Annotated in this window: 12 protein-coding genes and 1 pseudogene; 1 reads left to right on the top strand and 12 read right to left on the bottom strand. The window is 43.3% G+C overall.

The genetic code is table 11. The annotated features are described in order from the left end of the window. Nucleotides 1-320 precede the first annotated feature (320 nt). Nucleotides 321-1,664, top strand: coding sequence for a VapE domain-containing protein (locus tag LPH68_RS13410; RefSeq protein WP_149941913.1), 1,344 nt, complete (start codon nt 321-323; stop codon nt 1,662-1,664). A 183-nt stretch (nt 1,665-1,847) separates the two neighbouring features. Here the strand turns inward: LPH68_RS13410 and LPH68_RS13405 are convergent, their stop codons facing one another. From LPH68_RS13405 to LPH68_RS13350, 12 genes and pseudogenes are all read right to left on the bottom strand, one after another. After that, nucleotides 1,848-2,936, bottom strand: coding sequence for an acyltransferase (locus tag LPH68_RS13405; RefSeq protein WP_151923624.1), 1,089 nt, complete (start codon nt 2,934-2,936; stop codon nt 1,848-1,850). 26 nt (nt 2,937-2,962) lie between these two features. Beyond that, complete coding sequence (locus LPH68_RS13400; RefSeq protein ID WP_151923625.1) at nt 2,963-5,017, bottom strand: beta-L-arabinofuranosidase domain-containing protein; 2,055 nt, start codon at nt 5,015-5,017, stop codon at nt 2,963-2,965. 142 nt (nt 5,018-5,159) lie between these two features. Then, entirely contained in the window at nt 5,160-6,290 is a 1,131-nt protein-coding gene (locus LPH68_RS13395; protein WP_151923626.1) for an aldose epimerase family protein, read from the bottom strand. Nucleotides 6,291-6,434: 144 nt separating this feature from the next. Continuing rightward, nucleotides 6,435-7,796: pseudogene (locus LPH68_RS13390) on the bottom strand (glycoside hydrolase family 125 protein); the annotation flags it as partial. A 104-nt stretch (nt 7,797-7,900) separates the two neighbouring features. Next, nucleotides 7,901-10,192: a GH92 family glycosyl hydrolase gene (locus tag LPH68_RS13385; protein ID WP_151923628.1), complete on the bottom strand. Its 2,292-nt coding sequence runs from the start codon at nt 10,190-10,192 to the stop codon at nt 7,901-7,903. Between the two features lie 12 nt (nt 10,193-10,204). Beyond that, complete coding sequence (locus tag LPH68_RS13380) at nt 10,205-12,682, bottom strand: glutaminase domain-containing protein (RefSeq protein WP_151923629.1); 2,478 nt, start codon at nt 12,680-12,682, stop codon at nt 10,205-10,207. A 55-nt stretch (nt 12,683-12,737) separates the two neighbouring features. Beyond that, nucleotides 12,738-13,997 (bottom strand): glycoside hydrolase family 76 protein, encoded by a 1,260-nt coding sequence (locus tag LPH68_RS13375; protein WP_042994022.1) that lies wholly within the window; start codon nt 13,995-13,997, stop codon nt 12,738-12,740. Between the two features lie 232 nt (nt 13,998-14,229). Further along, nucleotides 14,230-15,696 carry a DUF4972 domain-containing protein gene (locus LPH68_RS13370; RefSeq protein WP_151923630.1) on the bottom strand — a complete coding sequence of 489 codons (1,467 nt, stop codon included), beginning with the start codon at nt 15,694-15,696 and terminating at the stop codon, nt 14,230-14,232. Between the two features lie 22 nt (nt 15,697-15,718). Further along, nucleotides 15,719-16,861 carry a DUF4972 domain-containing protein gene (locus tag LPH68_RS13365; RefSeq protein WP_151923631.1) on the bottom strand — a complete coding sequence of 381 codons (1,143 nt, stop codon included), beginning with the start codon at nt 16,859-16,861 and terminating at the stop codon, nt 15,719-15,721. Between the two features lie 25 nt (nt 16,862-16,886). Further along, nucleotides 16,887-18,209 carry a glycoside hydrolase family 76 protein gene (locus LPH68_RS13360; protein ID WP_149965407.1) on the bottom strand — a complete coding sequence of 441 codons (1,323 nt, stop codon included), beginning with the start codon at nt 18,207-18,209 and terminating at the stop codon, nt 16,887-16,889. 23 nt (nt 18,210-18,232) lie between these two features. After that, entirely contained in the window at nt 18,233-20,152 is a 1,920-nt protein-coding gene (locus LPH68_RS13355; RefSeq protein WP_151923632.1) for a RagB/SusD family nutrient uptake outer membrane protein, read from the bottom strand. A gap of 11 nt (nt 20,153-20,163) precedes the next feature. Then, a complete protein-coding gene (locus LPH68_RS13350) occupies nt 20,164-23,595 on the bottom strand; it encodes a TonB-dependent receptor (protein WP_049702268.1) in 3,432 nt (1,143 codons plus the stop codon). Nucleotides 23,596-23,679: the final 84 nt, after the last annotated feature.

Genomic DNA, 23,679 nt, shown 5'->3' with positions numbered 1-23,679 from the left:
TGACACGTCTATATGAGGAAAAGTAACTAGGAAGACTTTATTTATTATTAGATATACAAGAGTATTGCCATTAAATATGTTTTGAGAAGAGAAGGGAACTATTGATTATTAAACAATTAGCACTCATGCGTTTTCCCTGCTTCGTCAAAGATACGATAAAAAATAGAGAAAAGGACGATAAGAAGCCGCCTTCTTCAGTCAAGTAGAAATTTATATTTTTTCCGGAGAAATACTTGCAAACCGATATCATCCGATAGTACATTCGCAGTATCAGCGCTGAACAATAAACCGATTTTAATCACTTAAAAATAGAAAAAATAATGAATGCAATAACATTGATATGGAGACAGGTATTGAAGGAACTAAAATTGTTTCAAATGAAGGAGAACAAAGAAGATGCAGTTGAGAAAACAGACAAAGAGCCACAGAAAACGCTAAAATGTCATGAAGATATATATACTGCTCCCCTACCGGACGCTGCACCGCCTACTGAAAGGGAGAAAGAGACAGAACGAAAACAACCGGTCCGGTTAACCCAAGAGGTACGTACATTCCTGCAAAAACAGTATGATTTTCGTTACAACCTATTGACGGAAGAAACGGAATATCGTCCTGCCAACAAGCGTGCCGTTCCTTTCGAACCTGTAAGTAAGCGGGAACTGAACACTTTCTGCATGGAAGCACACGACCAGGGCATATCCTGCTGGGATAAAGACTTGAGCCGTTACATTTATTCCACTTGTATTCCTGAATACCATCCTTTCCGGCTTTACATGGAGGAACTGCCCGGCTGGGATGGGACAGACAGACTGGAAGCTTTGGCGCAGCGTGTCTCTGACAATCAGCTCTGGATAAAAAGCTTCCATACCTGGATGCTGGGACTCACCGCCCAATGGTTAGGCATGACGGGAATACATGCCAACAGCGTAGCCCCCATACTTGTCAGCAGCGAGCAGGGACGACAAAAATCCACATTTTGCAAGGCACTGATGCCGCCGGCACTGTCACGTTATTACATGGACAACCTGAAACTGTCTGCACAAGGAAAACCCGAAAGGTTACTTGCCGAAATGGGACTTCTGAACATGGATGAATTTGACAAATACGGAACGCAGCAAATGCCATTATTGAAGAATCTGATGCAAATGGCAAACCTGAATATCTGCAAAGCTTATCAAAAGAATTTCCGCAACTTGCCGCGCATCGCTTCTTTCATCGGTACAAGCAACCGTTTTGACTTGCTCACCGATCCCACCGGTAGCCGGCGATTCATCTGCATTGAAGCAGAACATCTGATCGATTGCGAAGGTATCATGCACGATCAGATCTATGCCCAACTGAAAGCTGAACTGCTCTCCGGCATCCGCTACTGGTTCACAAAAGAAGAGGAACGGGAACTGCAACGCCACAACGCCGCTTTTTATCATCCGTGTCCGGCAGAGGAAGTCTTTCATGCCTGCTTCCGGATAGCTAAAGATGATGAAGAGGGAAGCGAACGGCTCTCGGCTTCGGACATATTCAGAAGACTGAAAATGTATAACCCCGCTGCCATGCGTGGAAGTAATCCGGCTACGTTCGCGCAAGTTTTGCTTGCGGCAGGGGTCACCCGCAAACATACCAAATATGGGAATGTGTATCTGATGAAACCGATGAAAGCGGCATAAAGCTTCAAATAGAGGAAGGGTTCACCCGTAAGGATCTGGGGAGTAATGGTTTATAATAGGAGTGAAAGAGGTGAAAAGAAAAAGAGGACATTAAGAGGGAAATAGGCTATAAACAGTAAGATTTTGAATAGAAAATCAGGAAAAACTTGATTATCTATTCAAAATCTTATTGTTTCCGGATATTTATCCTACTATCCATTTACTGCCCGGTATAAACGAAATGATCTTAGTTGTTACAAAACAACAGATAAACGTAACCACTGCGATACATGGTATAGCGGCAACAGTGGGAAGCGCCAATGTATCTTTGAACACAGTCACCCACAGTCCGAGCCAGAATATGTGCATAAGATACATACCATAGCTAAGTTTCGATGTTTCCGTCACCAACTTGGGAGCTTGCGGACGTTTGATACATGTAAACATAAGGAATGTACCCGTTGTGAGAAGCACACAGTTAATCGTACAGAAAGCCCATCCTATTTCTATTACAGGTGTGGAATGGAGTTCGCCGGGTATAGCCTGCACATAGAATGAATAAATAGTCCATACAGCACCGATTACCATTAAAATGATTCCTACAGTGAAACGTTTGGAACGGTTCCAGGTAAGATGTACACGAATGTAATGTGCCAGAACAAGATAGCCCAAATAACCGGAGAAGTACCACAACATGTGGTATTCATTCCAGAAACATTGTCCCCACACTTCACCGCACCAACGATTGAGATAAGGCATACAGGTTGACAACACGAACAGCCCTATAAAGAAACGCTCTTCTTTAGCCGTGGCTTTTCTCAACCATGGGGATATAATTGGGATAAACAAATAAAGGCTTATCAGAGGATATATAAACCACAAGTGTCCGGCTAGCGTCGGAAAATTCAGGAATATCCGCGACAAGTCCTTCATAGATGTTTCTCCGTCTATCTGTCCCCACAACATAGGTAGAGTGCTGTACAGTAGCATGAATATGAAAAACGGTGGAAGGATGCGAAGACAGCGCTGGCGATAGAATTGCCACATAGACTGCTCTTCCTTCATCGGTGCAAGCAGGAAGGCAGAGACTATCATGAACAGGGGTACTGCCATACGTGAAAAACCGTCGTACACTGATACCCATAGCCGGTCTACTTCATTTGCCAAAAAAGACTGCGGACCTGCCATATCAGTGGCTCCGGGAGCACAGTAGAAATTTTCACTGGCATGAACAAGGATGACGAGAAAGCATGCAAACACACGGATGTAATCTAAAAAAACAATACGTTTCATTTATTCTAAGTTTTCTAGTTATTAATTTATTCTTTTGTGTTCGGGAACGCAGAGATTCTCAACCGTGCCGCACCCATAGGGATCAATGTTATTTCTTCTTTATCACCTTTCACCGCATCTTCTTCCGGCAATACGCCACACAGTCCTGTTTCGTCTATCTTCCATTCAGGAACCGGACGACCGATAGCTTTTACTTCTAAAGGTACACTGGCTACTGTGAAAGGATAGTTGTCAGCCGGCCAGGATTTACGGATGACCTTGAAATTCTTCAAAGGTTCTTTCTTATCCAATACCAACGAATAATTCCAGGGGCTATCCGGATAGATTTCAGTAGTAGGCCATTTTTTCGAATCAGCACCTTTCTGCCATTTTGAATCACCGATAGCAGTCTCGCGACTGTCTTTCTCTACATATTTCTCTGCAATCTTAAGAGACAAAGTCAAAGGTCCGTAATCTACGCTTACGCTGTTTTTATTAACCTGCCAGGTACGCATAGACAAAGACATCGGAAGAGTCAATTCCACACGGTCACCATTCGCCCACTCGCGATTGATGCAAAGATATTTTCCCGCTACAGGAGCTGCACTTACCTTCTTGCCATTCACCCGCACTTCCGCCTTTTGAGTCCATGAAGGAATACGAAGATAAAATGGGAAAGCAACCTTTTCATCGGTAGAAACAGTAAAGGCAATAGCTTCTTCAAAAGGATAATTTGTCTCTTCGTGAAGAGTGATTTCCTTGCCGTCACCCACTTTCACTGTAGCTTTGCAAGCTGCATAAATAGCTGTTGCCACTCCGTTGTCGGGAGTTGCCAGTACCAGATGTTCGGTGAAGTAAGGCCAGCCCTGTGCATGATTGTGTTGGCAGCAACGACTGCTGAAAGGATTCATCGAAAGGAACGGGCCACGATTGTCAATGCCCGGATGATGATTCTTCGAATCACTGATAGCATGGTTCGGACAAGTGATATAACGCAATGCCTTGAAGTCCGGCATCACGGCAGCCGGATAAGAGTTGAACGCTACTTCTTCACAGTGTTCCGCCCACATTGGGTCTCCCGTCATGCAAAGCATGATTTCATCGGAAGCCATTTGTTCTACCAAACCGCAGGTTTCCACTCCCTGTCGGGGATCGATATATCCTAAACGGGCATTTTCGTCCGCACCGAACATACCTCCGGGAACCTGACCAAAAGTACGCCGTATCAGATGATGGACATTATAAGAGGCTTTCAGCATCGCTGAATCTCCGGTCTGCATATAATAAGTGGCAGGTTCACGGAAACATTGGGCGATATTTACATTGTGCCAGTTAGGTAAGGAGGTGGATTTCGTCCAGTCGGCTGTGTTACGGTGAATCTTCTCGGCCAGTTCGAGTAGGAAAGCATCCCCAGTATGGTTGTAAAGCCAGTAGATACTGATGATGTTATCACCGCCACGGCTTTTCTCCCAATAATCTTCCAGAAGTTGGTCATCGGGAACAGTCATCTGCCACTTGAAGTAATTCGTCATCAGGTCAATGACACGCTGATCTTGAGAATACTCATAATAAGATTGCAGACACCAGAGCATAATCATCTGTGCCCAAAGTTCGCGTTTGCCGTTACGTTCATTGACCGGACCGAAATAGCCATCCGGCTGGCGACTGGCAAATACACCTTCAATCCAATATTTGGTTTCTTCAATCATCTTCGGGTCATTCAGGATATATGCTAGATTGCCATACCCTTTGAGCCAGTAAGGGACTTCCTCCCAGCCGTGATCGCCACCAGTTGTCAACCAGGCATTATTATCCTTTTCCAGCCAAGCGCTGATTTCTCCCAAGTGTCCGGTCAGACCGTCACGCTGCAACTCCAGATACTTCTTCACCCAGCCTTCAGGCTGAATACTACCTACCGGCAACTTTATAAAATTCAACGGTCGAAGCGGAGCGCGATACCCGATATAATTGGTATTGACGGACTGTATGTCCGGTCGGTCCACTACCGTCACCGTACCACTAGAAGAAACAGGCGCACAAGCTGTAACCGCCACTCCAAGCACTATCGATGCAAAAAGTCCTTTAGTTTTATTTTTCTTCATTTCGTCTATTCTACTACTTCCGGAAATCATCCTAATTTCCCTATGAGCCCTATTGAGCACCAACAAATTACATTCGAAGCAAAGAACGGATAATCTCTAATCAGACAACCCGTTCTTCAATGACATGAACTGCCTTTATAACCTATTTATCAACAGAGAATTTGAAGATACATTGGCTTGTATACTTTTCGCCCGGGCGAAGTACAGCCGACGGCCATTCCGGTTTGTTCGGAGTATCCGGATATTTCTGTGTTTCGAGACATACGGAAGCACGTTGGTTGTAAGTAATGCCTTTCTTTCCTGTCAGTGAACCATCGAGGAAGTTACCTGCATATACCTGAATACCCGGTTCGTTAGTATAAACGTCGAGTACGATACCAGTCTTCGGTGATTTCAAAGAAGCGCATTTACGGGTTACGTCGCCTTTCGTGTTCAATACCCAGTTGTGATCGTAACCATTGCCGTTTTTCAGCTGTACGAAATCATAGTCGTTGATACGTTCGCCTACCGGAGTCAGGGTGCGGAAATCCATCGGAGTTCCTTCTACCGGAACAATCTCGCCAGTTGTCATGAAAGTACTGTCCACCGGAGTATAATAGTCCGCATCCACCATCAACAAATGACCGGAATTATTGCCGGCATCACCTTCAAGATTAAAATAAGAGTGGTTGGTCATATTTACAATCGTCGGTTTGTCTGTTTCCGCTTCGTATTGAATATCGATGGCATTATCGTCCGTCAGTTTCATCACCACTTTACAAGTGATGTTTCCCGGAAAACCTTCTTCACCGTCTTCTGCACGGTAAGTCAACTGCAATTCCTGCGGATTCAACAATGCTGCATCAAACACCCGGTATTGGAATCCTTGCGGTCCGCCGTGCAGACAATGACCGTAGTTATTGCGGGGAAGCTGATATTCTACACCATCCAAGGTGAACTGTCCCTGATTGATACGATTGGCATAACGTCCGATAGTCGCACCAAAATCCGAAGGCTTGCTGATATAGTCCTGAATAGAATCGAAGCCAAGCACTACGTCCTGCATTACTCCGTCCTTGTCGGGAACCATCACTGAAACAATACGTCCACCGAAGTTCGTGATACAAACTTCCATGTTGTTCTTGTTACGCAGAGTGAACAAATCAGTCTTCTTTCCATCTACTTCTGTCTGGAATTTACTCTGCAATAAACCGGAATCTGTAGCCTTTTCAGCTTTCGGAGTACAAGCTGCCATTAAAAGGGCGGCAACTGCCCATACACATAACTTTTTCATGATACAATTGTTTTTTTTAATATTAGTTTTCAGCTATTCACATTTAGATGCAGACGACGCGGATAACGCGTTTTTTCTAATTTTGCATCAGAAAAAGAGCCGCATCATCCGCGTTATCCGCGTTCAATTTACTATGTCAGCATATTACTGTATACTATTCAATAAATCTACCTTTCCTTCATTAACCAGCTTCAAAATCAACTCACCGAAAAGAGTATTCTGCCAGGCAAACCATGCGCGGGTAAATTTCTTCGGATTATCCTTATGGAAAGATTCGTGCATAAAGCCGGTGTCAGCATCCGTGTCCATCAACATCTTAATGCAAGTCTTGATTTCAGCATCATTCTGACTTGTGAAGGCTTTCATCATAATACTCATCGGCCACACCATATCGTAACCGATATGCGGTCCGCCGATCCCTTCGCCTGCCTTGCCTTTAAAGAAATAAGGATTGTCCTCACTCCATACAAAACGGCGGGTATTCTGATAAATCGGATCGTTTACATTCACATCACCCAAATAAGGCATCGCAAGCAAACTCGGCACATTGGCATCATCCATCAGATGATGATTTCCAAAACCATCTACCTCGAATGCATAAATTTTACCATATTTAGGATGATTATACACCGCATATTTCTTTAAAGCTGTTTCCACCTCCTGCGCCAAGTCCTTACATTCTTTAGACAAAGCTGTCTTCTTGTTTACCTTCTCCAAAATCTCGGCTGCCTTACGCAAAGAAGATACGGCAAAGAAATTGGAAGGAACCAGGAATTGAAGCGTAGTAGCATCGTCCGAAGGACGGAAACTGGAAACAATCAAACCGACTGGTTTCACCGGTGCTCCCAGACCGTCATTGCTCACAGTATCCAGTGCACGTTCCGTCTTACGTTGGAATTTATAAGGACCTACTCCGTCTTTGCGTTGTTGCTCTTTGAATGTTTTCAGTACATTAGTGATTGCCTGAATCCATTCTTCGTCGAATATGCTCGCATCTCCGGTAGTCTTCCAGTAATGATAAGCCAAACGCAACGGATAACACAAGGAGTCTATTTCCCATTTACGTTCGTGCAACTCCGGTTTCATGTCTGTAAGGTCACTCATCCAATGACCGTCAGGAATAGCGCCGTCATTAAAAGCGTTCGCGTACGGATCGATATTGATACATTTGAACTGGCGGAGAATAACACCTGCCAGCATTTCTTTCAGTTCAGGGTCCGCATTAGCTAATTGCACATAAGGCCATACCTGTGCACCGGAGTCGCGTAGCCACATAGCATGAATATCACCCGTATATACGAACGTATCCGGTTTGCCATCGCTTCCTTTACGGAAATGTACGGTTGTATCCAGTGTATTCGGGAAACAGTTGGTAAACATCCATGCCAACTTCGCATTCTTCAAAAGTTTCTGTACACGGAGAATCTCCTTCTCTACCGCATTGGAACGGAACAAACGATTGGATATTTCCGGGCGGTTATCTTTCCGAATAGCATCCGCCAGACATACATGCATTTCCGTCATACGGTTGGAGGCTTGTAACTGCCCGCCACAGAGAAGCATACCTGCCAGCATACCTGCACTAATATATTTGATCTGTTTCTTCATGATTACTTCTTCTTTTTAAATTCGTTAGAGAAAGAATAAGGGAAATCGGACTCTTTGGTACCACGTTGCTGATTGGGTTTCGCATCCATTTTGTAAGAAATGCTAGCGCCATTCAACAGGTCCTGATGGGTCAGATAGTTTTTGGTATATTCTTTACCGTTCAATGTCATCGACGAAATGTAACGTTTATCGTCTCCGTTATTCGGAGCAGAGATAGTCACCGTCTTTCCGTTTTCCAGATGCAGCTTCATCTCCTTGAAGTAGGGAGTACCCAAAACATATTCATCCGTACCCGGACATACCGGATAGAATCCCATTGCCGAGAATACATACCAGGCAGAAGTCTGACCGTTATCCTCATCACCGCAATAACCGTCGGGAGCAGGGGTATAAAGTTTGTCCATCACTTCACGAATCCAATGTTGCGCTTTCCAGGGTTGGCCGGAATAGTTGTACATATAGAGCATGTGCTGAATCGGCTGGTTGCCATGTGCATAGTTGCCCATGTTCATAATCTGCATTTCACGGATTTCATGAATAACGGCTCCATAATAACTTTCATCGAAAATCGGAGGCAGGATAAATACAGAATCCATCATCTGGTTGAATCCGTCTTTACCGCCCATCAAATCGATCAGACCTTGAGGATCGTGGAATACCGACCAGGTATAATGCCAGCTATTACCTTCCGTAAAGGCATCCCCCCACTTCAACGGATTGAACGGAGACTGGAACGTACCGTCTTCATTCTTACCACGCATCAGTTTGTGTTCGGGATCGTAGAGATTCTTATAATTCATTGCACGCTTTGCAAAGATTTCAATCTCTTTTTTCGGTTTCTTCAAGGCTTTACCCAATTGATAGATACACCAGTCATCGTATGCATATTCCAGTGTACGGGCTGCATTCTCGTTAATACCTACATTATAAGGTACATATCCCAATTTATTGTAATACTCATGTCCTAATCGTCCGGTAGAACGAACATTCGGATGCACTGCATTCGCTCCATGTTTCACGGCTTCCCACAATGTCTCGATATCGTATCCTTTCAATCCTTTCAGGTAGGCATCGGCAACGACAGAAGCGGAGTTGTTTCCAACCATGCAACCTCTGTGTCCCGGACTTGCCCATTCCGGCAGGAATCCGCTTTCTTTATAAGTGTTCACCAATCCTTCCTGCATCTTTGTGTTCATGGATGGATACATCAGGTTAAGGAATGGGAACAGACAACGGAACGTATCCCAGAAACCGGTATCGGTAAACATATATCCCGGAAGTACTTCACCATTATAAGGGCTGTAGTGCATCACGTTTCCTTTAGCATCTATCTCGTAGAAACTTCTGGGAAATAATACTGAACGATACAGACAAGAGTAGAAGGTACGCAAATGATCGATATCATCGTCTTTCACTTCAATACGTCCTAAAACATCGTTCCATACCTTGCGGCCTTTCGCTGCAATCTGTTCAATGTTGTCCGTACCCAGCTCTTTCAGGTTCAGTTCCGCCTGTTCAGGGCTGATAAAAGAGGAAGCTACACGCACATTTACCTGTTCGCCCTTGCGGGTTTTGAAACCGATCAGTGCACCGGCATGATTGTCTGTCGCTTCCAGTTTGTTGGTGTCAATCACACCACTGGCTACGGCAGCTGTATAAGTAAACGGTTTATCGAATACCAGTACAAAGTAGTTTTTAAAGTTAGCAGGAACACCACCGCTGTTTTTAGTGGTATAACCGATAATCTTGTTCTCCGAAGGGATTACTTTCACAAACGAGCCTTTATCAAAAGCGTCTACCACTACATAAGAGTGGTCGTTTTCGGGGAAAGTGAAACGGAAAGCAGCTGCTCTCTCTGTCGGAGCAATTTCGGTCACTACATCATGATCGGCAAGATATACTTTATAATAATAAGGAGTAGCCGTTTCAGCTTTATGAGAGAACCAACTGGCACGCTCATCCTGATTAAATACTGCCTTACCGGTTACCGGCATGATGGCAAATTGACCGTAATCATTGATCCAGGGACTTGGCTGATGGGTTTGTTTGAATCCTCTGATCTTGTCAGCGTCATACGTATAGGCCCATCCATCACCCATTTTACCAGTCTGCGGAACCCAAAAGTTCATTCCCCAGGGCAGCGCAATGGCAGGGTAAGTATTTCCGGTAGATAATGCGTGCTTTGACTGCGTACCAACCAGCGGACTAACATAGTCCACCGGTCCGGTAATTGTTTTTGCAGTCATAGCCCATGCACTAAGTAACGTAAAAGCGAATAGAGCTAGTTTCTTCATGGTATTTTTGTTTTATTTAATCAGTTTTCCTTCAAGCATTTTGATATAATATCCACCTACAACGGAACGTGCCTGGAAGCCTCTTTGATTCGGTTCGTCTGTAAATACCCAGTCGGACATCGGAACACGGTTAGGTGTAACGTTCATAAACAGATATACGGGTTCGATAAATTTCTCAAAGGTAGCTTTGTCATTTGCCAATGTAGCTGTCCACATGATCCAGTCGGTCTTTGTGTATGTTTCACGGTTATCCAACGGAAGACCATATTTATTTTGCTTCGAAAGATAGTAAGCTATTTCCGTTTCTGCAACATTTTTAGGGAAGATTTGCAGATTCAACAGTTTATCCCACACCAGGTTATACTTCTGGCTCCATGTTCCCGGTTTGTCAAATGTAAGACGATAGTGGTCACCATCATCAGCCATTTTCACCCATTCGGCAGCCATTTCTTTCGCTTTCTGTGTGTACTTTTCAGCCACGTCTTTTTTACCCAGCATATCTGCCAGATAACCGTATGAAGCAACACCCATGATTGCTTTGATAGAAAGGTTGGCATTGTGTGCAAAGTGACCTGCAAAGTCATCGGTACAAAGTTGGTTGGCCGGATCAAGTCCGTTCTCTACCAGATAGTCTGTCCACGTAGTCAGGGTTTCCCAATGTTTCTGTGCGTAATCTGCATTACCTTCTACCTTGGCAATGGCAGCAGCCAACACTACCATATTACCCGATTCTTCTACCGGCATATCACCGCCATAAGTCTGGCCGTTAGCCAATGGATAAGTACCGACATCATGCGCAGCAAATGGTTTCGCCCATTTTCCGCTTTCGCTATAATAGAAGATATGGTTCATGGTAGCTTTCACCAATTCCGGATTGTAGTATAAAAGCAACGGAGCTCCCGGATAAGTCAGGTCGACTGTTCCGATGGAACCATTACTGAAGTTCTCCTTAGAAAGGAATACCAAGTCGCCGTTCGGAGCCTGTACCAGTTTATGTGCAGCCAATGCCTGACGATAAGCCAATGCACAAAGTTCGGCATATTTACGTCCACCGGCAGCAGTAGCTTCTTCCATCAGTTTCTTGTCGAAAGCAGCGCTGTTCTTCATTTGTGTCTTGTATTCTTTCTCCGCTTTCTGGAATTGGGAAACAATCGTTTCATTGCCCTCACGGTTCCAGTAAGGACGCAGGTTATCACCAAAGTATTGGATAGAATAAATATCATCATATCCGATCAGCAGATGGCCATCAGCTTTTTGTGTTTCGCCCAATGAACGTACCAAAGCCAGTTTATCATAACCGTTTGTGGTAGGAGCTTCCAGTTTATTGGCTACGAAGTTCTTGCGCAGCTCTCTGCCGTCACCGATTGCAGATGTGCTGTTTTCCTTTTCAGCTGCCAGATAGAAATGTCCCCAGTCGATACGAACATCATCACCCTTTTTCTTCAGAATCTCCTGATTGCGGCTTCCGGTACGAAGGAATAACAAATCGCCGTCAGTAAAGCTGTCGGCAACAGATTCCTGGTGAGGTTGGTCGATTGCCCATTGCGGAGATGCTTCGAAATACAATTCAACCTGATGTTTCTTTCCGTCATTGGAAGTTACTTCATAAGAAATGTAGTTGACCGGACGTGACAACAAGTCCAGATTATCCATGAACATAGGAGCGGTAAATGTCAGTTTCAAATCTACCGGACCGCAAGTAAATGTATAATAAGTCTGCATAGGTTGTACGTCTACAGAAGTTTGTTGTGCTGTTTGATGGAAAGAACGGTAGCCGTCCAATTCTACCAGCAATCCGAAATCCAGCAGTCCGTTTCCTACCCGGTTATGACAATAGCCTGCAATCAGATTCTCACCCGGTTTCAAAGAAGCTACTACTTCTTCCGACAGTTTTACCCGTTCGTTCTTTTTACAAGCATTACCAGTATCTACCACTTTGATGCCGTTGATATAAATAATAGCATCATCGTCGTGAGAGAATTCAAGATATACATTCTTTCCTGTCAAGTCCTCCTGAATATCAGCTACCCGGCGTACCCAGATAAATTCTTCTCCCCATTGGGTCTTGGCTGTATGTTCATTTTCCATGGTTCCGAAGGCAGCTTCGCCTTCTTTCCATGCTTTATCATTGAATCCGGCATTCTGCCATCCGTCAGCAGGCTGTTGAGTGGTATACTTTCCTGTCCAGCTACCTTGTTCGGATGTCTTTACCAAAGGACGTAGTTCCAGTTCTTCCGTTCCCATGAAACGGTAGGTTTGTCCGTCTACTTTTGCAACACCAAGTAAAGAAAAATCCTTGCCTGTCCAATGTTTTACAGGACTGTCGTATAGATTGTCCGTAGTAGACCATGCACTAGTATAAGGATCAATTGTCACCAGCGGATATGCCGGAGCACGTAATTCATTCTTCTCGTGCTGTTCTACCTGGGTCTCACAGCTACAAAATACAGAAGCTGTTCCCAGTAACAGCATCATCAGTTGTTGTTTCATAATTTAAATCACCTGTTTATTTAATCTATTTTACGCAAATTCCGTCGTTTTTTATTTACTTCTTAGCCGGAAATAAAAGCATCAATGCCGGTATACCGGAAGCAGAATAACTGTCGATTTCCGCACCTTCCGGCAACTTTTTATAATATTCGCCTCCACATACGTTCCGTGTCTTATCTCTGTTTGCCCAACCTGTTTTGATGGTACGTTTCAGGAACGGGAGATATTGGGTTTGTCCGCAATCATACACCAACCATGCCATGTATTCCGCAAAGATGGCAGTATAGATACCCTGTTCAATACCACCTTCGAAAGGTAGCACTTTATGTTCTGCAGACATATCTTTCACTGTATAGTCTGCCGCCAGAATAGCATTGTCCAGATAACGTTTCTCTCCGGTCGCCTTATAAAGCAGTATGGACGCTCCGATAAAGGTTGCCTGGTTGTATACATGTGCTTTCCATGCGGGATTGCCATTTCCATGACGGCTATCGGCAATCTTTCCTGTTGCTTTATCCAAGAGATTTTCCACTCCCCATTCATAGATTTCTTTACCTTTGGCAAGATATTGAGCTTTCGTCTGATAATCCGGCCGTTTGTCGGTCGATTCTTTTCTATTTTCAGGCACGTTATTGTAGAGAGTTAATGCTGCAACAACTGTCGGAAAGTTGATACATGCCATCTTTCCATCACCGAATTTATTCGGTTTCGGATTTTGAATGGGTTGCCATTGCCAGAACATACCTCCGTTTTCTTTGTCATACGAGCCTGTATCACCTACCTTTTCCGAGCCATACCATACCCGTTTGAAACTGGCTTCCGAGAGTTTCAGATATTCATCCACTCCAAAAAGCTCGTAGCCGCGTGCCAGGCTGATAGTCCACCACATGATGTCATCGTAGATGAACCAGCCGGTATTTTCATTGTTATCATCAAAATCGAACTGGCAATATTGCGCTTTGTTCCCTGCGAATATTTTCTCGCAGAGTGTTTTATAATAACTTGTCTTCTTTCTGTCTTTCTGTGCCTTTGCCAGTTTATAGGCATTCATTGCCATATCCCAATAAATAGGCTGACACCAGATAGCCGCTGCTCCATTGCCACGGTCAACAGCACTTGGATAGGACGAATTTGTCTTGTAAATATATTTATTGGAGTCTAGTAGTGTATTATTAAATCCTTCATAAGCTGCCCATACATCTTCGTTCGTATACACATGCTTCTTCTGGTTTGCTTTTCCTAAATTACCGACTGCCCATGTGGTAGTTGATACTCCCAATAGTAGTGTCAGAGCCAAAAGAATTTTGCTTTTCATGATAATTTATAAGTTTATAGTATTTTTCCTGTTACAAAGATTGCAGAAATAGCTGAAAAAAAACGATAATATTTATTCAATAAAGAACAAATACAGACCAAAACACTTTTCTACAATAAAAATAAAGGATTAATAAAGGGTTATTGGAGAATAATTTCCCCTTACTCTGTCCTTATGACAGAGATAAGGGGAATATTTAATCTACCTATTGAAAACTCATTCCGGTAAACAATTATTTGTTATCTGTAATGTCTGTGGATTCAATCCATTGCCAGTTATCACCAACTAATGTTGCTGTATGACCTTTCAAACCTGTTATTGTCCTGGTAGCACTTTGAGTAGGCTGATCACCTTTCACTTCAAAATCCCAGGCTTCTACCAAATTCGGATTATCGGCACTTACACCTTCTTCATTCCCCATATAAGAAGCATATACCTGATTTTCTGTCCGGTTTGTTTTCCAGATACGTATCTTCTTTATGTAACCGGAGAACCATTCGTTACGGTTTCCATTATTGTCCATCATACAGAATCCGGTCATTTTAATCTGATTGGCTATGGATTGTTTATTGATATACGTTCTCCAGGACTCACCCACACGAATGACTTCACCTTGTCTCGTACCATCAATCATGGAATAGCACTTCACATCTGTCGGAGTATCAAATCCCGGCAATCCCTTATCCCTGAAGAGGAATGCATAATGCGTCCAACGATCTTTGGTCCAGTTGTCCGACTTTTTCCATCCCGGTTCCCATTCTTGTGGATTTGTATGATTATTATCTTGCCAGTGAGCAACCATTGTTCTCAACAATCCCTTTGTACGATCCTGGGCACGCCATCCGCTCCAATGAGGATCGTTTGTCATGGTAGAAAGGAAAGTACAGTTGTCTTCTCCCTGCTTATTGCAATATTCTTTAATATTCACCCAAAGTTCAATCGTAAATGCCTGATTGTCATCCTCTCCAAACTTCACATAATCCTCGCTATAACCAAAGTCTATATAAGAACCGGCATTTCCGTCTACAAACAGATTCCAGGTAATCTGACTGTTATCCGGCCATGCAGAATCTTCTACTTCTTCTACTTTCTTATCGGCAGCAGCAATAGCCTCATCATAAATCTCCTGCGTCATATCTGTGATGGAACCGGATTTGATTCTTTCAGCCAGACTTTCCAAGTCTTTAGCTGCACTCTCCAAAACCGACTTATTTTCTACCGGATATTGTCCCTGATGATTTCCCCACTTCGTTTCATCATTAACGATTGCAAGTATTTCATCCGCCTTAGCCAGTAAATTATTGATATATTGCTGTGCTTCCGGAGACAGATTATAATATTTTGAATTTTTAAACTCGTCAATCGCTTGATTTACCTTTGCTACAGCAGCTTCCAAAGTTGTTTCATCCAGTTCTTCGCCAGCTTCTACCCGTGTTATCAGTGCATCCAACTCGGCAATAGCAGCATTTAATATATCCTTTCCGGTTTCAGGATATGTCCCGGGAGCAGTTCCGTAGGTTGAATTCTTCAATAAATAGTTCAATGACGTACGACTTTCCTGTAAGATACTTAATTGTGTATCTGTTATGTACTCGTCTTCAATATCGTCACAAGCGGTAAATATCCCTGCCAGACTAGAAATCAGGAGGAAAGAGAGGAGCATTGCTCCCTCTCTCCATTTATTAGTTAAACATTTCATGTTTTTCATCGTTTTTACATTATTATTCAACAATACGTTGCCACTCGTAAGTACCGATAATCTTAGCTGTATGACGACCTGTCAAATCTATTACTTCATTACCCGAACCGGAAGGTTTGGTCATGAAATCCCATGCTGCCGCCAAATCTGCTTCTTTACCCGTCACTTCTGCCGTTCCATTATAAGAATTCTGAACATATTCGTTATCCTTTGCGCTCTTCCAGATACGGATTTTCTTCATATAACCGGCAAAGCCTTCTTCAAACAGATTATCACTGGTACGCATATAACGTCCGAAAGCGGTCATCGGGGCATTATAGTTGGCATAGTTGCTTGAATTATAGAATCTGCTACCCACGCTTTCCTCGGTTGTTTTCACTTCTCCGTTCACATACAATTTCGCACGAAGCTCCGGACTGCCCGGCAAGCCTTTATCACTGTACACAAACAAGAAATGTTGCCATTCTCCATCTTCCGGTGCCTTTAGTGACGGTTCACAGATATTTCCTCCTGTTTCGCCCCAAGTTGCACGATAAATACCACCGTCCGCATTACGCCAGTACATCATCCAGCCGTTACGCCATCCGTCACCGCCCATGTAAGTTGACAGGAACACATTCTGGTCTTTTCCACCACCTTTGGTTACTTTCACCCAAAACTCAACAGTAAAGGCTTGATTTCCTTCGGTTCCGAAATTGACATATTCTTCGCTACGTCCGAAATCGATATAAGAACCACCATCACCACGTCCGTCCACAAACAGTTCAGCCGGTGTTGTTTCAGCGTCTTCTGTACGGATCGTACTCTTGAACTGTTCCATAGACGCCTTGGCTTCTGCCACATAGCGTTGTTTCTCACTTTCCGACGGAGAGGGTTGCTGATATTTGATTAAAAGTACCGCACGATTGGCATCATCTATCGCATCTGTCAGAATTGCCCGGCTTTCGGTGGGGTACTGTCCTTTCTTATCTCCGTAGTCTGAATTTTGCTGCAAATCGGTCATTTCAGCAATCAATGCATCCAGTTGGTCGATATAGGTATCTTCTATTTCAGGAGCCGCAGTATACTCGTCATGCGTTTCTTCAGAACAAGCCGCCAATTGAAGTGTCAGTACCATGCATAACACATAATACCACATTTTCCAATTTGAATATTTCGTATTCATTATTCTTCTTTTTTATGGGTTACAATTATTTATCTGCCGGAAACAACAACATCAATGCCGGTATTCCGGATGCACTATAGCTGTCAATAGTAGCACCTTCTATCTGTGCCTTATGATATTCGCCACCACACAAATTACGTGTCCGGTCGCGATTAGCCCAGCCGTAATTAATGTTACGTTTCAAGAACGGTACGTACTGTGTCTGGCCACAATCATTCACCAGCATGGCCATGTATTCCGCAAAGATAGCGGTATAAATACCCTGTTCCACGCCACTCTCGAACGGCAGTAAATCGTACGTTCCAGACATGGTATTCATTGTATAGTCAGCTCCCAAAATTGCATTGTCCAAATATGTTTTCTCACCGGTAGCTTTATAAAGCAATAATGAAGCTCCGATAAAAGTGGCCTGATTGTATACATGGTCCGACCATGCCGGATTGCCTTCACCATGCTTGCTGTCGGCAACCTCTCCGGTATTGCTGTCTACCAGATTCTTCACAGCCCATTCATAGATTTCTTTTCCTTTTGCCAGATAAGCTTCCTTCGTTTCATAATGCGGACGGGTAAAATCACCGTACTTATTACTCCAGCTTTCCGGATTCGGATCAGCCACACGATCGGCAGGAACGTTATTGTAAAGGGTCAATGCAGCTACCACTGTCGGGAAATTGATACAAGCCATCTTACCATCACCGGCAGCATTTTCATTCGGATTGCCGATAGGCTGCCATTGCCAGAACATACCTCCACCCAAATTCTTTTCAGGATCTGCATAAGAACCCGTATCACCTACGCGGGGAGAACCGTACCATACACGTGCAAAACTTGCTTCTGCCAGACTGCGATACTCTTCCACTTTAAATAATTCGTAAGCACGTGCCAAAGTAATGGTCCACCACTGTATATCATCATAGATAAACCAGCCGGTATTCTCATTATTATTGTCGAAATCAAAGTTTACATAATGTGCTTTATTTCCGGCAAACAAATCATCACACAACTGCTTGTATTTGTTTTCTCTTTCCGTATCTCCTTCCGCTTTTGCACGTTTATATGCGTTCATAGCCATATCCCAATAGATCGGCTGGCACCAGATAGCGGCAGCTCCGTTATTACGGTCGGTAGCAGCAGTATAAGCGGTACTTGTTTTATAAATGTTCTTATCGGGGTCCAGCAAGTTATCATTAAATGCTTCATAGGCAGTCCAGGTATCCGCATTAGTATACTCCGGTACAATCTCGTAATCCGGGGTATATGGCTTTGCCTGTTTATCCTCATTGCAAGAGGACATACAAAGGACACCGGACATGAGACAAACTGCAGAGAAAATATATTGTTTCATCATAATTTCTATTTTATAATCAGTATTTAGAATCCTGTATTCTGAACCAAGTTTTTATCAATATCAATTTCGCCCTGTGGTATGGGGAAGAAGTACTGACGGTCAAAAATACGCTTCACAATCTCCGTACGTTTGAAGAATTCATTTCCGTCATAATTGACATTCATACCGTGAATTGCTTTGTTGAAATACTCATTTACCAATCCCCAGCGACGTACATCAAAATAACGGCAGTTTTCGAAACTCAATTCAATGCGTTTCTCCTTACGAATCAGCTCCATGACTTCTTCCGTTGTAGTCGGTTTAGGCAGATTGACTGTTTCACCGTATCCCGGAATACCCGCACGCTTACGGATCATGTTCATATACGTCCAGATGTCTTCATGAGTCGGGCTGACATGCGCAAGCGCTTCGATATAGTCAAAATAAATATTAGTCAGACGCAAGAGCACACAAACCAAGTTCTGGTTACGGTCGCCGGAATCCATTCCTTTACGCACCAAATAACCTGTACTTGTATAGTCATTGCTACCTTGTTCTTTACCACAACTTCCGCTATAAGTGAAATCTACTATATAATCGCCTTCTGTTCCATCAAACCATTTTGAATTACTAAAGGTAATGTCTACATAAAAACGAGGTTCACGATTAACATACATCATTCTGGTTCCTGTCGGTGCATATAAGGTACCGTCTGTTCCTTTGTATTCTGTTGTAGAGACTCCCTCTTCTACATAATCGGATTTTTCGTTGATAATCGGAGTGACTCCGTCAGCACTATAACCGGAAATAGGAGATTCTCCGTTTGACATGAAATAAGCATCTACCATTTCTTGGGTTGCTCCCAACAAGCTACCACCTCTATAATTAGTCGTATTACCGGATCTATTCGGCATACGGTCGTACTGCATGGTTCCGGCAGCATTATCCAAACGATAGAAAATCATTTCTTTATTGTTACCCATTTCAGAAAACAGGGTTCTTACTGCACGGCGATAAGATTCTGTCGGGCTGAAGCCTTCCGAGTCCGGACCGGAAACAGAAACACCGTCCTTATTGGTATACATCAAATGATAACGACTTCCGTAATTAGAGAAGAAAGTGTTACATTCATTAATCACTTTCTGCCAATTGGCACGTTTGGTAGCTTCATCCGGTTTGTTAGGGAACAGCTTTGTTCCGTCCGTATTAGCCAAGCCTGAATAGTAAGTGCACTCTCCGTTAAACAACCAGCTGGCACGATAAGTCAATGCTTCAATGATAAACGCCTGTGCAATCGCCTTGTCAATACGGCCATATCCGGACACTTTGTCGGTAGAAGCATCGTCCAATAAACCATCGTTTTGTGCACCTTTCAGTTCTGATACGATAAAATCAAAACACTCATCTACCGTATTGCGCGAGAGTTGCAACTCATCACTCGGAGTATCCATCGGAAAATCCTTTTCAAGCAAAGGAACCGGACCATAAGTACGTACTAAATAAAAATAATAGATCGCCCGCAAAGCTCTTGCCTCCGCTTTCCATTGATTTCTTTCTGTAACAGTCAGCGGTGCCTGATCTACATTTTCTGTAAATACTGCCGCTTCATGAATACCTGAAAACCAACTCTTCCAGCGATATAATACCATTGTTCCTTCAGTCGCATCGATAGAGTTGTTATTTATCAGTTTTTCCTTTTTGTCATTTGTCCACTCCGCCTCATCGCTAGCGCCCGTCCAAGGACCGGGAGTACGGTACAGACTTGTTTCATGCACCTGACGTTGGTTAAATTCATCCGGTAAGAATGTGTATACATTCGAAAGATACCGCAAGGCTCCATCTCTGGTTGTGAAAATCTCCTTGAGTGATAAACGGTCATCAGGCACCTGGTCAAAATAGTCATTACAAGATGTCGTCAAGAGACACGCCAGCAAACTTACGATTATATAATTATATTTTTTCATTATCTTTTTGTTTAGAATGTGAAATTAATACCAACTGAATAAGAAGTCGTATTCGGATAAGAAGCACCATTATCGGTATTCAACTCCGGATCCCACAATTTGAAGCGACTCAAAGTGAACAGGTTAGTTCCCATTACATATACAGCCGCATTCTTCAGATGAACTTTATTCACCCAGGGTTTCGGCAGATTATAAGAGAGCTGCAATGTCTTCAGACGCAGGAAGTTCATGTTACGCACCCACCAGGTACTTTTCTGGAAGTTATTAATGCTACTGGTTGTTTCGCTTCCATAAGACAAACGCGGATAAAAGGCATTCTGATCCGGATTTTCCTCTGTCCAACGGTCGTCAATGTTAGAGTAGAGGTTACCGCTACCACCACCGCCATTAAACGGATTAATACTGCTACCGTTCAATACACGTTCGGCTCCCGCTACGCCCTGAAACATCATGCCCACAGACAAGTCTTTCCAGCCTACTGTAAATCCGAAACCATAGACAGTTGTCGGCACATCTCCACGAGAAATGTAAGTCTGGTCGTACGCATCAATCTGACCGTCATTGTTCAAGTCCTTGTATTTGATATCTCCGGCTTTCACTGTTCCAAACTGTGAAGCAAACGGTTTGGGAGTAATGGCTTTATTGGCAGCCGACAAAGATTCCCAACGTGCCATATCATCTATTTCAGCCTGAGTGAACAGTCCCTCGGCAACATACCCTTTCGCTCCATTGATGTTACGTCCATATTGGTTCATCCATTCGTATTTCTGTTCCGGCAATTCTCCCTGAATCCATTTATCCTTATTAAAGGTGACATTACCCCGAAGCGCAATTACCCAGTCTTTATTGATACGCTTGTTATATTCGATTGTTCCGTCAAATCCCTTATTTTCTATGATACCGATGTTTCCGTAAGGAGCAGATGTGTTGTACCCCAAGAATGAAGGCATAGAATGTTCACGCTTCAACAGAATGTTTTCACGACGTTCCTTAAACAAGTCGAACACAATAGACAGGTCGTCATTAAATAGCTTAAGGTCAATACCCAAGTCTTGTTTGCGAGATTCTTCCCAGATCAGGTCAACAGCCATATTCACTGTTTCATAACCGGCCCACTTAGTTCCATTCGGTCCGAATTTATAGCCATAGTCTCCATTCTCTTTCATCTGATCCAGATACATGAAACGACGGTCGGAAACTTCGCTATTACCCACTTTACCATCCGTATAACGTATCTTCAAGAAAGAAACTGCCTTCGACAGAGGTTGCCAGAATTTCTCATTTGAAACAACCCATCCTACACCAAATGCAGGGAAAGTTCCGAAACGATGTTTGGGCGAAAAATTCTCGGCACCGTTATAACCGATGTTGAACTCTGCGAAGTAACGGTCTTTCCATGAATAAGTGGCACGACCGGCAATACCCATCATACGATACGGAATCGCATCTTCCAGTGTTCCTTTCGGATATAATAGTTTGGATTGCTGATTGAACAGGAATAACGCACTGACACGATGATCGTCGTTGAATGTCCGGTCATAGTTCAAGGAAGCCTCCAAATAGGTCTTTTTGTTACCACTCGTTTCCTGTTTATAGCTTAACACGTTACTTCCTTCATAAATACGTTGCAAAATAGGCTGCCCATTCATATCGTAAGGAACACTAGTGTCCAGGAAGTTGTAGGTAGACTCCGCACGGTCCTGATGTACATGTATCTCATTGTATACGTCGAATGCATACATAGCAGTCAGTTTCAGTCCTTTCGTGAGCATATCCAAATTCTGTGTGACGCGCAAATTAGAGTAAATCTGATTTTTCGTCAGGTTGTCATAGCCACGACGTGTAGCCTGCGAATAAGGGTTGTTAAAGTTGTTATTGGTTGAAGTTCCCGGTACATAGGCTTCTCCGTTAACAAAGAACATCTTCGGATATTCAACCGGTGAGATAGACATTGCCGCATTATACAAATCGGCAGAAGAGATGGCCGGATAATTTCCTTCTCCCAGATAACCTTGCGCACCGATCTCGACCTTAGTAGTAGGAGTTACATCGATATTCAAATTGGTAGTAAAGTTATAACGGCTATATTTCATTTTGGAGTCATAGGTGTTGATATTCTTATCAGTCACCGTCATACCTGTCTCATTAAAATAGCTGACTGATGCATAATAAGCGACTTTCTCGCTACCACCGCGTACATTTACATTCACACGACGATTATGTCCCCAATCATTAAAGATTTCTTTCAACCAATCCACATTCGGGTATAGATAAGGATCCTTGCCGGCAATCGTGTTACGTATTTGATCTTCTGTATATTTCGTAGCAATACCGTCATTACGCATTGCCTCGTTGGCTGCATTCATATAAGTGATACCGTCTGCCAAATCGACCATCTTCGTAAAACGGGTAAACGATTCATAATAATCCGCGCTCACTGTCGGTTTTCCTACCTTTCCCGGTTTGGTTTTAATCAAAATTACGCCATTGGCACCACGTACACCATACACAGCTGTTGCTGATGCATCTTTCAGCGTTGTCAACGATTCAATATCTTCCGGATCGATGTCATTGAACGAACGTTCCACTCCATCCACCAATACCAGCGGAGAAGAAGTGTTGGGAGTGGAAATACCACGAATCCAGATATCAGCAGCATCTTTTCCCGGTTCTCCTGTACGTTGTACAGCCACAACACCCGCCAGACGTCCCGCCAATGTAGTTGTCAAACTGGCAGAAGGCGTCTTAATATCTTCCATCTTCATGGAAGACTGTGCACCGATATTACTTATTTTACGCTGGGTACCATAACCCACAATAACAGTCTCTTCCAATTCGTTGACCTGTTCTTCCAAGGTGACATCATAAATGTTGGTCGAGGCATTGGTTCGTATTTCAGAAGTTTTAAACCCGATATAGGTAAACTTAAGCACTACGCTCTTCTTGGTTACGAATATCTCATACAAACCATCCATATTTGTAATCGAACCGTTTGCATCTCCATCCACAGTGACGTTCACCCCAATAAGCGGCTCTCCTTTTATATCAGTGACACGTCCGGATATTTTCCGCTTATTCTGTTGCTGTTCGGTTGAAGCAGGGGCTTTTCCGGAAATAAATATTTGCCTGTCAGAGATCCGATAAGTACACGAAGTACCTTCGAAAAGTTCAGAAAGGATTTCTTCTATATTTTTATTCTTACTGTCGATAGATACCTTACGTTCTAAGTTGACAGCGTCATCTAAATAGAAGAAAACAAATTGACTACTTTTCTCTATTGTTTTAAGCACTTCTCTCAACGTCGAGTTACTCATGCTGACCGAAAGAGTCTTAAATTGAGAATAATTGTTGTAACTTGCGAAAGAGTAGTCTATTCCGAGAAGTAAAAAGCACAGGAATAGCCCGAGAACCTTACTCTTTCGTTCTCTAATTGCATTTTTCATATTAAACATGTTAAAAATTTCTCATAATATTATTTTCTGTATATAAACATTCATAGGCACACAAGTCCCATCTGGATGATAGTT

The organism is Bacteroides sp. 1_1_30, assembly GCF_020982715.1.
Classification (GTDB): Bacteria; Bacteroidota; Bacteroidia; order Bacteroidales; family Bacteroidaceae; genus Bacteroides; species Bacteroides xylanisolvens.
This window is presented reverse-complemented; position numbering and strand designations above follow the sequence as displayed.

Coding starts and splice junctions, on each gene's coding strand:
- LPH68_RS13410 (WP_149941913.1), top strand. CDS start 321: ATGAATGCAATAACATTGATATGGAGACAGGTATTGAAGGAACTAAAA.
- LPH68_RS13375 (WP_042994022.1), bottom strand. CDS start 13,997: ATGAAAAGCAAAATTCTTTTGGCTCTGACACTACTATTGGGAGTATCA.
- LPH68_RS13355 (WP_151923632.1), bottom strand. CDS start 20,152: ATGAAAAAATATAATTATATAATCGTAAGTTTGCTGGCGTGTCTCTTG.
- LPH68_RS13405 (WP_151923624.1), bottom strand. CDS start 2,936: ATGAAACGTATTGTTTTTTTAGATTACATCCGTGTGTTTGCATGCTTT.
- LPH68_RS13400 (WP_151923625.1), bottom strand. CDS start 5,017: ATGAAGAAAAATAAAACTAAAGGACTTTTTGCATCGATAGTGCTTGGA.
- LPH68_RS13360 (WP_149965407.1), bottom strand. CDS start 18,209: ATGATGAAACAATATATTTTCTCTGCAGTTTGTCTCATGTCCGGTGTC.
- LPH68_RS13365 (WP_151923631.1), bottom strand. CDS start 16,861: ATGAATACGAAATATTCAAATTGGAAAATGTGGTATTATGTGTTATGC.
- LPH68_RS13395 (WP_151923626.1), bottom strand. CDS start 6,290: ATGAAAAAGTTATGTGTATGGGCAGTTGCCGCCCTTTTAATGGCAGCT.
- LPH68_RS13370 (WP_151923630.1), bottom strand. CDS start 15,696: ATGAAATGTTTAACTAATAAATGGAGAGAGGGAGCAATGCTCCTCTCT.
- LPH68_RS13350 (WP_049702268.1), bottom strand. CDS start 23,595: ATGAAAAATGCAATTAGAGAACGAAAGAGTAAGGTTCTCGGGCTATTC.
- LPH68_RS13385 (WP_151923628.1), bottom strand. CDS start 10,192: ATGAAGAAACTAGCTCTATTCGCTTTTACGTTACTTAGTGCATGGGCT.
- LPH68_RS13380 (WP_151923629.1), bottom strand. CDS start 12,682: ATGAAACAACAACTGATGATGCTGTTACTGGGAACAGCTTCTGTATTT.